The following is a 12,619-nucleotide window of genomic DNA, read 5'->3' on the forward strand; positions in this document are numbered from 1 at the left end:
AATGGATACAAATCTTAACCGGAAAATGCTTTTATTTATTTGCGCTGACCTGCTGATCGCGGAAATCTCATTTATATTTTAATACCAGAAAGGGTCGCCCTCATGTGGTTCCATTATATTTCCGTGTTTGCCGATAAACCGGAGTCCGTTCAAAGAACTATCGGCCAGGCACTCTCTCTGAAGCACACCCAATCCAAAAGGATTTATCAGATTAAGACCGCTTGTGTTAATTATGATATTTTTAATCTTGCTGCTATATTCTTTTAATACTTTAATCAGTTCCATTGCTGAAGATCCGTCAAATTCGCCCATCAGGTCAAGATACAGGTTAAGTTTATTTTTGTGCGCACTTATTCTGAAATTTGATGTCATTTATTTAACCCCCTATTGATTGTTTGAGCCTGATGTTATACCAGGCAAATTCATCTTTTCCGGGTTCAGTGACAGCAAATAACCTGCCAATAGTGGAAAGAGGGTCAATAAATATTATTAATTCAATTATAACAAATAAATAGATCAACGGAAGTGAACAGCAAAAAACATGAAATGATTAATTTGCTCTCAATATATGGTAAGACCTCAACATATAGATACGTTTATCATTCATCATAAATCTGTTTCATTATAATGATAGTAGTTTCCGGACTACAAATATGGTGTAAGTAATCGCGCAGCGCCGTCACGCAGGCGGGCGGGCAGTGAGCGGCTATTGACCTCCTCAAGCGTCACAGGGCGGGCGCTTTTCCGTTTTGTCTCTACCCACTGATCAAGCTGCCGGGCAAGTTCAATATCGTAGCATTCAAGATTGAATTCGAAGTTGAGGCGCAGGCTTCGCGAATCCCAGTTGGCCGATCCCAGCAGTACCCAGCAGCCATCCACCAGCATGAGTTTGGAGTGATCAAAGGGAGGCGGGGTCAGCCAAATCCGGCATCCATGCTGAAGAACCTGCGACCACATCGCCCTGGAGGCGCAAAGGACGAAGGGCAGATTGATCCGTGATGGCAAAATAATATCAACTTGCACACCCCGCATTGCTGCGAGATTCAGGGCAAAGATCAGTGCGGGATCGGGCAAAAAATAGGGAGTCATAATCCGAATGGAATATCGGGCTATAGAAATTGCTCCCAACAGCGTCCAGAGAAACTTCTCGAAATTTTCGTCCGGGCCGTCGACCACGCCCCGCGCCAAAACCTGACCCGCGCTTTCGTTTTTGGGAAACCATAAGTCGCCGCGTAAAGATTCGCCTGTTGTAAACAGCCAATCATCTGCGAACACTTCCTGTAGTTGAGCCACTACAGGGCCTTTTAGCCTGAAATGGATGTCCTGCACCGGGTTTGGGGGCAGACTTTCAAGACTGTGCCCCACCCGGATATTTATGCCACCGGTAAAGCCAACACACCCATCTGTAACCAAAATCTTCCGGTGTGTGCGCATGTTTATCGACATCAGGTGCCGCAAAGGAAACGGTGGAAGAAATCTTGCATACTTTATTCCCTCTTGCTGCAGAGTCCGGATAATAGTTGGAAATGAATACCTGGTTCCCGTGGCATCAACCAGCACCCGCACTTCTACTCCCCGGCGTGCGGCTTCACCAAGCGCATGTGCAAAGGCCACCCCGATTTCGTCCCGATCAAAGATATAGGTCATGAGAGAGATTGTGCGGCGTGCGTGCTGGATCGCATCCAGCATGGCAGGATAGGCTTTATCTCCATTTACCAGCGGCTCGATCCGGTTTCCCGGCAGCAAGGGTCGTTCTGTCACAGCTCCAACGACTCGAGCCAACATCTTAAGATGTTTTCCGTGATCCGGCAGATGACGCTGCAACTCTTCCGGCAGACATTCCGTAAGTGCGTATTCTGCCCGGTGACTCTCAAGATTCTTTCTCAGCAGAGCAGCCTTATGGCGAATGCGATTGACTCCGAATATAAAGTACAGAACAGCACCGACCAGAGGCACCAACCAGACTAAACCCACCCATGCTATGGCAGCGCGGGAATCACGCTTGCTGATAACCGCATGCCCGGTGGCTATCACAGAGAGAAGCAATCCAAGTCCGATGACAGCAATATTCCAGACATCATGCACCAGACTACCTGCGTTCATCATATTTTTCGAATCTCCGGCTCTGCCTAACTCCAGTACCTTACAATCAGCTTCGGATAAGCCCCTTTGGCGTCCAACTGCAGCAGGCGACCGGTTTTATCCTGCACCAGGCGGAATCTGTATATATAGTTTATAATCGTTTTGTTGAAATACCATGTGATGGCCTTTTTCTTATAACCCGGATCATTTATAGTTTCAATGACTTTTTCAGTATTATTGCCGCAGGCTCAGCAGGAAATGTCTGATTTGAAGAATATTATAATTCACAGATTTATTTAAAATTTGTATATTACCGTAACATAGCCGAAAACACCTACCTCGGGAACCTTAACACCACTTCGGAAAGGATCACGTTGATATGACAGATTGCTAAAGTAGTACTTGTCGAACAGGTTATTCACTCCGGCATAAATCGTCCATCTTTCAAGGTTTACTCCGGCTTTTAAATCGGTAATTCCCCAGCCGCTGGTTCTCTCTTCTTCCAGGCTGGAATCCACCCGGTTCTGCCGGGCTGCAAACCTTTCGGTAATTTCGGCAAACCAGCTGTCTACATCGTAACGAAGACCAAACAAACCGGTAAGAGGAGGAATCTCTGCAAGCGGATCATCCGTGTCGAGATTTTTTCCTTCCGTATAGGACATGCCGGATATTATATAAAGATTCCATGGAATAGAGATCTGGCAGGACAATTCGCCTCCCCATAATTCCGCATCAATATTACTGTAAGCCCGGGCGGCAGGCAGAGTGCTCAAACCCGGGCCATCCGGATCGGCAACTTCTGTAACATATATGTAGTCATCAATCCTGCTGTAGAAAATAGAAGTATTGACAAAAAAACCATCACCTGTAAATTTAATGCCCAGGTCAGCCTGGTTGTTGCGTACCGGGTCAAGATCGGGATTGCCGATCCAGTTTGTCAAAGTTGGAGCCTTGGCACTAGGAATCTTCTGCATGCCTATGTATAGCTCTTCGGGATCAGGCATGCGGCTTGCGGATGCCAGGCCTGCAAACAGCTCAAGATTTTTAGCCGCCTGCCAGAACAGCTGAAGATTAGCGCTTGGCTCGAAAAAACTTTTATCACTGTCAAGCGATTTGCCGGGATAATAAGGCGGCTCCTCGCTAAAAAGTATGGGTAATCCGATTCAAGACATGATAGATATCAGTCATCAAGAGATAGAGTAGGTTGAGACAAATTACTATGAGAGATACGGAACTATTTCAGTTGGCATTGGGTTTGACATCACCATGGCATGTTGAATCGTGTAAATTTGATTTGGATAAACATCGTCTGGATGTTAAGATTGATTTTCCCCGGGGCAGTGTGTTCGCCTGTCCCAGTTGTGGCAAAGAGGGATGCGGTGCATACGATACCACGAGTGGCGGCATTTGAACTTTTTCCAGCACGAGGCCTATCTGACAGCCCGTGTTCCCCGTGTGGATTGTGGGGATTGTGGCATCAAGACGGTAGAGGTTCCATGGGCTCGTTCGGGGAGCGGTTTTACGTTGTGTTTGAGGCACTCATTATGATGATGGCCAAGGCGATGCCGGTAAAATCCATTGCCAATATTGTCAAAGAACACGACACCCGACTTTGGCGGGTTTTGAATCACTATGTTCATGAATCACGTCAGGAATCCGATTTTTCTGCTGTGACAGAAGTTGGCGTAGATGAGACATCCAGTAAGCGTGGCCATAATTATGTAAGCCTGTTTGTGGACATGAAGTCATCGCAGGTGCTATTTGCTACTGAGGGGAAGGATGCCTCAACGCTGGAGCGGTTCAATGCTGATTTGGAAGCACATCTTGGCGATCCTTCTAATATCCGGGAGGTTTGTTGCGACATGTCCCCAGCCTTCATAAGCGGGGTGGAGAAACATTTCCCGGAAGCACACCTGACCTTCGACAAGTTTCATGTCCTGAAGATTATCAATGAAGCCGTAGATGAAGTGCGACGTCAGGAGCAGCAGAGTCGTCCAGAGTTGAAAAGAACCCGCTACATCTGGCTAAAGAACCCAAAAAATCTCAAGGAGAATCAGGCAGCAACCTTGGAGACTCTCCAGGTCAAGAAGCTGAATCTGAAAACGGCCAGGGCCTATCATAGAAGGTTAGATTCACATCCTCATTCCTTCGATCGACGACCTGATTCGAAACAAGAGGGCATCAGGAAGAACCAAGGATTTGGCCGACGCCGAGGCCCTGGAATCCCTAAAGAACTCCGAATAAATAGGGCAGGATATAACTTAAAAATTATGCGGAGAGGAAATCCTTGAAACTTCTGCACACATCCGCCTGGCATATCGGTCGCACTCTGTATGGCCGCAAGCGGTATGGCGAATACGAAGCCTTTTTGAATTGGCTGGCCGTGCTCATTGAAGATAAAAATATTGATGTACTGCTTGTGTCAGGAGATATTTTTGTTTTGGTTAAAATCATTTAACGCCTCTAATTCGCTATTGAGGATTGTATTTGGGGTGTCGATATGATGTTCGTTGGAAGTCCAAACCGCATATTTTGTATTCGTTCAACTTTTTGCTTGACACTTGTACCTATAATTTTTTATTTGATATCATTTACTTGTTTTTACTATTTTCAAAGGTCTCACTATCAAATTAAGGAGAACTGCGATGACAAACCCTTACCAAAAAGCTTATGAGCAATCTATCAATGATCCTGAAGGATTTTGGGGTGAAGCGGCACAAAGTTGTCACTGGTATAAAAAATGGGATAAAGTCTTGGATGATTCCCGTAAACCTTATTTTTATAGATGGTTTCCGGGGGGAATGGTAAATACCTGTTATAATGCGATTGATGTTCATGTTGAAAACGGGAGAGGCGATCAGGATGCAATTATTTATGACAGCCCGGTTACCAACACCATCAAAAAAATTACTTATTCCGAACTAAAAGATCTGGTTGCAAAACTTGCCGGGGTGTATGCTTCCCTTGGAGTACAAAAAGGCGACCGGATACTGATTTATATGCCCATGATCCCGGAAGCTGTTGTTGCCATGCTGGCATCCGCCCGGATCGGCGCAGTTTATTCGGTTGTTTTTGGCGGGTTTGCTCCAAATGAGCTTGCAACACGTATAAATGATGCAAAGCCTAAAGTTATTGTTTCAGCTTCATGCGGTATAGAAACACAGCGTGTGATTCCATACAAACCTCTTCTTGACAGTGCCATCGATATGGCAAAATCAAAGCCCGATCATTGTATTATTGTCCAGAGACCCATGGTAACTGCGGATTTGGTTGCCGGCAGGGATCTTGACTGGAACGAGGCAATGTCAAAAGCCACACCGCATGACTGTGTTCCGGTTGCAGCAACCGATCCTTTATATATACTCTATACTTCAGGCACAACAGGTGTTCCGAAGGGCGCGTTGTCAGGGATAACGGCGGGCACATGGTTGCTTTAAAATGGAGCATGAAAGCAATTTATAATGTTGATCCGGGAGATGTTTTCTGGGCTGCATCGGATGTCGGATGGGTAGTAGGGCATTCATATATAGTATATGGCCCTTTGCTGCAGGGCTGTACAACTATTGTATATGAAGGGAAACCGGTAGGCACACCGGATGCCGGAGCTTTCTGGCGCGTTATATCCCAGCACAAGGTAAAAGTAATGTTCACGGCCCCGACAGCCTTTCGTGCGATTAAAAGAGAAGACCCTAATGCCGAGCTTATGAAAAAATATGACCTTTCAACTTTCAAGGCTTTATTTCTTGCTGGTGAAAGGCTTGATCCTGATACTCTTCACTGGGCTGAAAAGCACGTTGGTGTTCCTGTAATAGATCACTGGTGGCAGACTGAAACCGGATGGGCTATAGCAGTAAACTGTATGGGTCTGTGTCATTTTCCCGTTAAACAGGGTTCTCCGACCAAACCTGCTCCGGGATGGAATTTAACGGTTTTTGACGAGAATAATAATATAGCCAAACCGGGACAGATAGGCGCACTTGTAGTCAAACTGCCTCTTCCTCCGGGAACACTTCCAACATTATGGAATAATGATGATGGATTTATTAATGCATACCTTAAGGAATTTCCAGGATATTACAAAACAGCGGATGCCGGTTTTATAGATGAAGACGGGTATGTTTATGTAATGACCAGAACAGATGACGTAATTAATGTTGCAGGCCATCGTCTTTCAACAGGAGGCATGGAAGAAGTTCTGTCCGATCATCCGGATGTTGCGGAATGCGCCGTGCTTGGTGTTGACGATCAGCTTAAAGGTCAGATTCCTTTGGGCTTTATCGTTCTTAAAGCCGGCGTTACAAAAAGCCATGATGAGATATTAAAAGAAATAGTCAAAATGGTAAGAGACAGGATAGGCGCTGTTGCATCATTCGCAACAGTTGTCAAACGTCTTCCCAAAACACGTTCCGGTAAAATATTAAGAGGAACCATACAGAAGATAGCAGAGAACAAAGAATACAAGATGCCGGCAACTATAGATGATCCGGGTATTCTGGATGAAATAAAAGATGCTTTGATCAAAATCGGTTACTCAGACGCAAAAAAATAACAACAAATTAAAAAGTCCGGATGCTGTGTTGCGCTTCATCTTTTGTTATTGCAGCCTACAAACAAGTACTCTATATTTCCAGGATTTGAGCGCTTTGCAGATGAAACTTATTTTTGCCGTCCTAATGTATCCTTCTTGGGAGGAGCAGCTTTGCAACGCTTTACCGGCCGCTTCTTCCCAGGAAGGATTTTTTATTTAATTGTATCAGGCGAAATTCCTGCCCGGAGTTTTATGGAAAACCATTACGCTCAAATACAAAATTTGGCACGACACATAGTTGCCGGGTATCCTGTCCCGGAATTTTACAAAGATTATGCATCCGCTGTAATGTATTCAAAAAACATCCTTGAAACAAATCCTCTTCTTGTAAAAATACGCAGTTTTGTATCTAAAAATCTGGATAATGATTTTGGACACGGCCTTGATCATGCCATTAAAGTAACCTTAGATGCCGGGGCATTAATATATATCGAAAGCAGGATTGCCGGATATTCCGACAACTTTTACAAGCGCAGGGTTATTATTGCCCAAAGTGCCGGCCTTATGCATGACATAAAACGAAAGGAGAAGGATCATTCTGCAGCAGGCGCGGTTTTTGCGCGTGAAGCTTTAAAAAACTGCGCTTTTCTCCCTGAAGAACTGGATGATATCTGCATTGCAATAAAAAACCATGAAGCATTTAAAGATGCTGTGGAAATAAAGACACCCGGAGGAAAACTTATTTCGGATTGTCTTTATGATGCGGATAAGTTCCGTTGGGGGCCGGACAATTTTACCGATACATTCTGGGAAATGATATCATATATAAATCCGCCGTTTTCTGAATTTATTGCTCTTTATCCAAAAGGAATGGAAAGTCTTCATAAAATCAAACTTACATTCCGCTCTGAAACCGGAAAAAAATACGGGCCGGGTTTCATCGATATAGGGATTGCAATAGGAGAGGAACTTTTCGAAATAATAAAGAAAGACTTTGCATATCTCTTATAATCAAGATGGATAAAAATAAAATCTTAACCTGGCCTCCTGCTGTAATGCTCATAGCATTTGTTTGCGCAATGCTTTGGGGCAGCGCTTTCCCCCTGCTAAAAATCGGGTTTTCAATTCTAAATATTGAGAATAATACAGGTGGAAAACTATTTTTTGCGGCATACCGGTTTCTATCAGCCGGGATTATACTTTTTCTGGTATTGCTTTTATGTAAAAAGCAATTGATACTGCCTGCCGGAAAGGATTATCTTACGCTTCTTTTACTGGGACTTCTTCAGACTACGATTCAATATTTTTTTTTCTACATAGGCATTTCAAACACCACAAGCATGAAAGCTTCGATAATAACAGGCTCAGGCTCTTTGTTTTTGGCTGTTTCCTCTCACCTATGGCTTAAAGACGACCGCTTAAGCCCGGTAAAAATAACCGGGCTTATCCTGGGTTTTATCGGCATTATCATAGTTAATTTCAATCATAAACAGTTTGGCCTTGATTTCCGTCTGTCAGGAGAAGGCTTTATAATTTTAACTTCTCTTTCTTCAATATCTGCCCTTTTTATTGTAAAAAAAATTTCACTCAGGATTTATCCGCCTCTTCTATCCGCCTATCAGCTTACAATGGGAGGTATTGTTCTTTTTGGTATTGCATGTCTGTTTGAAAAGCCCTCCGTGATAGAATTTTCGACAGAGCTGGTACTTCTTCTCCTGTATCTGTCAGCAGCTACAGCAACGGCTTTTTCTCTTTGGTATATGTTGATTAAACATAATAAACTTACAAGTATTGCGGTATACAGATTTCTAATACCGGTTTGCGGGGCCTTCCTTTCGGCAGCAGTTTTGGATTCGGAATCCTTTACATGGCTTTCAATATTATCTCTTGCTCTTGTGTCCTATGGAATGATCACAACTTCAAGGGAGAAGCCGTAATAAAAGCAGAATTATATTATAAAAAATCCTGTTAATATTTTATCAGTACAAGAATCTATAAGAAGTAAAAAACATTATATTGAAAAATTATATAATTTAATATATTGTAAAATAAAATAATTATTCTTTAATATAATAACAAGGATTCATTTGCATACCAAATGGAAGAGGCTCTGAAAGAAATAATCAGGGTAATGTACCAGCAATATAGCATGGATATTTCATGTTATGAAGAATCCTTTCTTGTTCAATCTATTGATAAAAGACTTGTTGCAAACTCGATATCCGGCCACGAGAAGTATTCAGGGCGTTTAGCGGAAGATCATATGGAAGCGGAAGATTTATTCAACTCGCTTAAAATCTGTTACAGCGAGTTTTTCAGAGACCCGCTCACTTTTAATCTGCTTGAACAGATTGTCCTTCCAAATATAATAGAAGAAAAAATAAAATCCGGCTGTACAGAAATCCGTATCTGGTCTGTGGGTTGTTCAGCCGGGCAGGAAGCATATTCAGTTGCCATGCTGCTTGACGAGCTTATCGAAATGCGGTCTATACCCCTTCACTTTCGAATCTTTGCTACCGATAATTCCGAAGCAGAAGTGTTATCGGTTAAAAATGGAACATACAATATAGTGGACCCCATGTCAAGACTGATTTTCATAAAAATTAAGCTACCAAAGGTCTCTGATATTTTCTCCGGGTTATACTCAATTTGAGACAATCGCTATACCAGGACAACTTAAAAGAGTTTTAAGAATTTTATTACTATAAGAGCCAGTAGAAAAATGAGATAAAATCTAAGAAAATAAAGAGCAATTTTTGCAGTTTTTGTCAGTTGCACTCGCGCCATCCCGGTTCTCCTTACAATTTAATGCGGGTTTCCACCCCTTTCATGATGTCGTTATATTGAATTATGCCAAGGATGTTATCATTACTGTCCACAACCGGTATCATCCTGTAATGATATTTTGCAAAAAGTTCGGCCAGGTCTTCCTGTGTATCGTCTTCAGCGGTTACCACATGAGTTGCCATAATTTCATCAAGCGCAGTATTATCGGCAGATAGAACCAATTCACGTAAATCGACTACTCCGGCAAGCTTTGTCCCGTTATCATCAACTACGTAAATATAAGAAATAACCTCGGGTTCCATCCCGGACTGCCTGATTTTAGCCAAAGCTTCAGCTACGGTTGCTTTTTTCGGCATTGTTAAAAAGATACCCGACATCATGCCTTTTGCTGTTGATTCCCTTTCTGAAAGAATTGAGCTCACACGTTCGGCCTGTTCACTTGTAAGCAGTTTCATCATGTCTGAAACATGATCATGAGGAAGAACTGAAAAAAGCGCTGCAAGCTGGGGTATGGTCATCTCAGAAAATATATTACGGGCTCTTTCTTTGCGAAGGTTTGCAATAATCTGACGCTGGGTTCTCGGTTCAGCATCAGCTAAAGTTTCTGCCGCCTTTTCAGAGTTAAGGGCGGAAAAAAGAGCGCTTTTTTCTTCATTGCTGAGTTCTTCCAGTATATCGGCAAGATCCTCACTCGGAAGATTATGTATCTGCTTGCGTGTTACAGATAGAGACACCTTGTCTGTTGAAACGGCATCTTCTACTGACAAAGGCTGGACATATTTCCATGAGATCAGATCATCTTTTACCCAGTGAAATTTTTCAAGTCCCCAACGGCGCAAAAAACCATTAAATGATATATCAACATGAACAAGGATCAATCTTTTTCTTGATTCTATCAGGTGCAGGTCATTTACCACTTCAACCCGCCGGTCATCCATGTCCACGATCGTTCGTCCCATCAGATGTTTGTCCAGAAGAATCCATCCCTGTTGATCGATAAACGGGGGATATTTATCGCCCTCTTCAGGAGGCCCAACAAAAATGGCATCATCTTCTATCTTAAGAACTTTTGTCCATGGAATGAACATGGTCGGTTTTCCCCAGCCATGATAAATGTATATACCTACCGCTTCCGGATAAGATTCCGTTAAAGCAAACACCACATCGGTAAGTTTTCCTATTCGGTTTTTAATTTTTCCGATACAGATCGGACGCTTTACAAGTTCCGAAAAATAGATGAGCCGGAAATTGCCTGTTCCCTGGGGCAGATCCGTCATTTTTATTTTTTGATTTTTTTCCGCCATTGTATGAACTCCCGGGTGCTCATTTAATAATGTTGGGAAAAAGCGTAGTTATACCCAGTAAAGATGACATAATAATAACAAAGATCACAATAGAACCGTTTATTATATTTTCCCAGCGCGTACTAACATAATCGCCCATGCGTGATTTATCGTTTAAAAGCAAGAGCAGAAAAATCAAAGATGCCGGTAACATTGTTACTGCAACAACCTGTACGAACATGGTAATATGCACCAACGGCGCTCCGGGGATCAGAACAACTGCGCCTGAAGTTATGAGCATTCCCAGATAAACCACATAAAACCAGGGCGCTTCCTTGACTTTCTTGTTCAGGGTGTGCGCCCATCCGAAAACCTCTCCTACTGCCCATGATGTTGACAGGGAAATACAAAGTGCGCCAAGAAATCCGGCATCAAAAAGTCCTATAGCAAAAAACTTACGGGCCAATTGACCCTGGCCGAAGGGAAGCAAAGGGACTATTGCTTCGGCGGTCTGTTTGGCATCTTCAATAATAATAGGTGGTTTGTGGTAATAGAAAACCGCAGCTGTAACAATAATAATAAAAACAGCTACAATACAGGTTAAAAGCGATCCTACAAGAGTTTCAAGCTTGCCAAACCTGATATCATGTATATCAAGGCCCTTATCGACTACTGCGCTTTGCTGGAAAAACAGCATCCAGGGAGCAATTGTAGTTCCTATGTTGGCAAGTATGATAAAAATCAAATCCGTGTTTATTGGCCCGATATCCGGACTGTAAAATCCTTTTAATACTTCGCTCCATAGCGGAGCATTCGGTGTTTCCATGGCCCAGAGCGCCGCGGGGATGTAAACGAGATTAAAGGCACAGAAGAAAAGAGTAAGCTTTTCAAATGTCCAGTATTTTCCCGAAAGGACAATAGCAAAAAGTATTGCCGTAACAGCAATAATAGTAAAAAGCGGCGGTACGCCGAAAAGGCTCATAGCCGCTGTCATCCCGATATATTCCGTAACCAGAGTAAGCCAGTTTGTTATTGCAAGATCAACAAGAGAAAACCAACCCCAGAAAGGACCGAATCCGTCGAAGATAGCTTCGGCATGGCCACGTTTGGTTACTGCTCCCAGACGAACGGTCATTTCCTGAACAAAATAAGCCATCGGAAGGAGAAGAAGAAATATCCAAAGCAGAGAAAAGCCATATTTTGAGCCTGTTACGGCATATGTCGATATGCCGCCTGCATCATTGTCGGCAATCATAACGATAATGCCCGGCCCGAGCACGGACAAAAAAATAATAAAATTACGCCGTAAGCGATTCAGATTGTGAATGCTTTTACTGATCCAGTACATGAGAAGACAACCTCCGGATTTAATATTAATATCTTCTGAACAATATTACCGGTCAAAAGATTGGACAGTCGGTTCAATCTGCATGCTGGGGATAGAGGTGTGAAAAAAAATAGCTGCGGTTTCCGGTTGTTTTGCCCGGAAATCCACAAAAAAACCAGTTATGGATTAAAAGAAATTATTCCGGGATACATTTATTTATAGCCGTAGACCGTCGTCTATAGATGAGTTTTCCTCTATGACCAGGAGGTTCCATATTCTGTTATTTGCTCCGATTTAAAGTTTTTGCCAAAATGATTCTGGCGCGTTTATACATCAAAAAATATTCCAGTCAAGGATAAAAAAACGACAAATCCTCTTTTAACTTTCTTAAGTCAATTCTCAAATGGCGCTGTTTTCATTGATCCATAACATGTAATGATTTATTATAGTCAATTATATAACTTCGCCCTGACACGAACTGTTGGTTACCTGATGCCAACAATTATATAATCGAACGTGTTTTTTTGGATTCAGTCAATATTTTTTTCCAAATAAAGAATACAAATGGATAAAATTATGAAACAAGAAAATGCTAAAAACAGATTCTTAAAC

At 42.7% G+C, this 12,619-nt stretch carries 14 protein-coding genes; 9 read left to right on the forward strand and 5 right to left on the reverse strand.

All coding sequences use genetic code 11. The annotated features are described in order from the left end of the window. Positions 1-78: 78 nt before the first annotated feature. From VXK47_RS10105 to VXK47_RS10115, 3 genes are all read right to left on the reverse strand, one after another. The gene (locus VXK47_RS10105; protein WP_435548658.1) at positions 79-372 is read right to left on the reverse strand and encodes a hypothetical protein; all 294 of its coding nucleotides are present in this window, start codon (positions 370-372) and stop codon (positions 79-81) included. 273 nt (positions 373-645) lie between these two features. After that, positions 646-2,106: a phospholipase D-like domain-containing protein gene (locus tag VXK47_RS10110; RefSeq protein WP_435548659.1), complete on the reverse strand. Its 1,461-nt coding sequence runs from the start codon at positions 2,104-2,106 to the stop codon at positions 646-648. A gap of 272 nt (positions 2,107-2,378) precedes the next feature. Further along, on the reverse strand, positions 2,379-3,245 hold the full coding sequence (locus VXK47_RS10115; RefSeq protein ID WP_435548694.1) for a TonB-dependent receptor domain-containing protein: 867 nt from the start codon (positions 3,243-3,245) through the stop codon (positions 2,379-2,381). Between the two features lie 56 nt (positions 3,246-3,301). On the opposite strand from VXK47_RS10115, the gene VXK47_RS10120 reads away from it, so the two are divergent. From VXK47_RS10120 to VXK47_RS10160, 9 genes are all read left to right on the forward strand, one after another. Further along, positions 3,302-3,493, forward strand: coding sequence for a hypothetical protein (locus tag VXK47_RS10120; RefSeq protein ID WP_435548695.1), 192 nt, complete (start codon positions 3,302-3,304; stop codon positions 3,491-3,493). Then, complete coding sequence (locus VXK47_RS10125; RefSeq protein WP_435548660.1) at positions 3,457-3,630, forward strand: transposase family protein; 174 nt, start codon at positions 3,457-3,459, stop codon at positions 3,628-3,630. Before VXK47_RS10120 ends, VXK47_RS10125 begins: the two co-directional genes overlap by 37 nt. Then, on the forward strand, positions 3,609-4,373 hold the full coding sequence (locus tag VXK47_RS10130; RefSeq protein ID WP_435548661.1) for an ISL3 family transposase: 765 nt from the start codon (positions 3,609-3,611) through the stop codon (positions 4,371-4,373). Before VXK47_RS10125 ends, VXK47_RS10130 begins: the two co-directional genes overlap by 22 nt. Continuing rightward, positions 4,370-4,540 (forward strand): metallophosphoesterase, encoded by a 171-nt coding sequence (locus VXK47_RS10135; protein ID WP_435548662.1) that lies wholly within the window; start codon positions 4,370-4,372, stop codon positions 4,538-4,540. Before VXK47_RS10130 ends, VXK47_RS10135 begins: the two co-directional genes overlap by 4 nt. 187 nt (positions 4,541-4,727) lie before the next feature. Beyond that, positions 4,728-5,519 carry an AMP-binding protein gene (locus VXK47_RS10140; protein WP_435548663.1) on the forward strand — a complete coding sequence of 264 codons (792 nt, stop codon included), beginning with the start codon at positions 4,728-4,730 and terminating at the stop codon, positions 5,517-5,519. Next, positions 5,507-6,631 (forward strand): AMP-binding protein, encoded by a 1,125-nt coding sequence (locus VXK47_RS10145; protein ID WP_435548664.1) that lies wholly within the window; start codon positions 5,507-5,509, stop codon positions 6,629-6,631. Before VXK47_RS10140 ends, VXK47_RS10145 begins: the two co-directional genes overlap by 13 nt. Positions 6,632-6,862: 231 nt before the next feature. After that, positions 6,863-7,621, forward strand: coding sequence for a hypothetical protein (locus VXK47_RS10150; RefSeq protein ID WP_435548665.1), 759 nt, complete (start codon positions 6,863-6,865; stop codon positions 7,619-7,621). Positions 7,622-7,626: 5 nt separating this feature from the next. After that, a complete protein-coding gene (locus VXK47_RS10155; protein ID WP_435548666.1) occupies positions 7,627-8,547 on the forward strand; it encodes a DMT family transporter in 921 nt (306 codons plus the stop codon). A 161-nt stretch (positions 8,548-8,708) separates the two neighbouring features. After that, a complete protein-coding gene (locus tag VXK47_RS10160; RefSeq protein ID WP_435548667.1) occupies positions 8,709-9,263 on the forward strand; it encodes a CheR family methyltransferase in 555 nt (184 codons plus the stop codon). 145 nt (positions 9,264-9,408) lie between these two features. Here the strand turns inward: VXK47_RS10160 and VXK47_RS10165 are convergent, their stop codons facing one another. After that, positions 9,409-10,701, reverse strand: coding sequence for a magnesium transporter MgtE N-terminal domain-containing protein (locus tag VXK47_RS10165; protein WP_435548668.1), 1,293 nt, complete (start codon positions 10,699-10,701; stop codon positions 9,409-9,411). Positions 10,702-10,720: 19 nt separating this feature from the next. Continuing rightward, positions 10,721-12,028, reverse strand: a complete 1,308-nt coding sequence (locus tag VXK47_RS10170; protein ID WP_435548669.1) for an NRAMP family divalent metal transporter — start codon at positions 12,026-12,028, stop codon at positions 10,721-10,723. Positions 12,029-12,619: the final 591 nt, after the last annotated feature.

This window comes from Desulfobacterium sp. N47, assembly GCF_051233685.1.
In the GTDB taxonomy this organism is placed as follows: domain Bacteria; phylum Desulfobacterota; class Desulfobacteria; order Desulfobacterales; family RPRI01; genus RPRI01.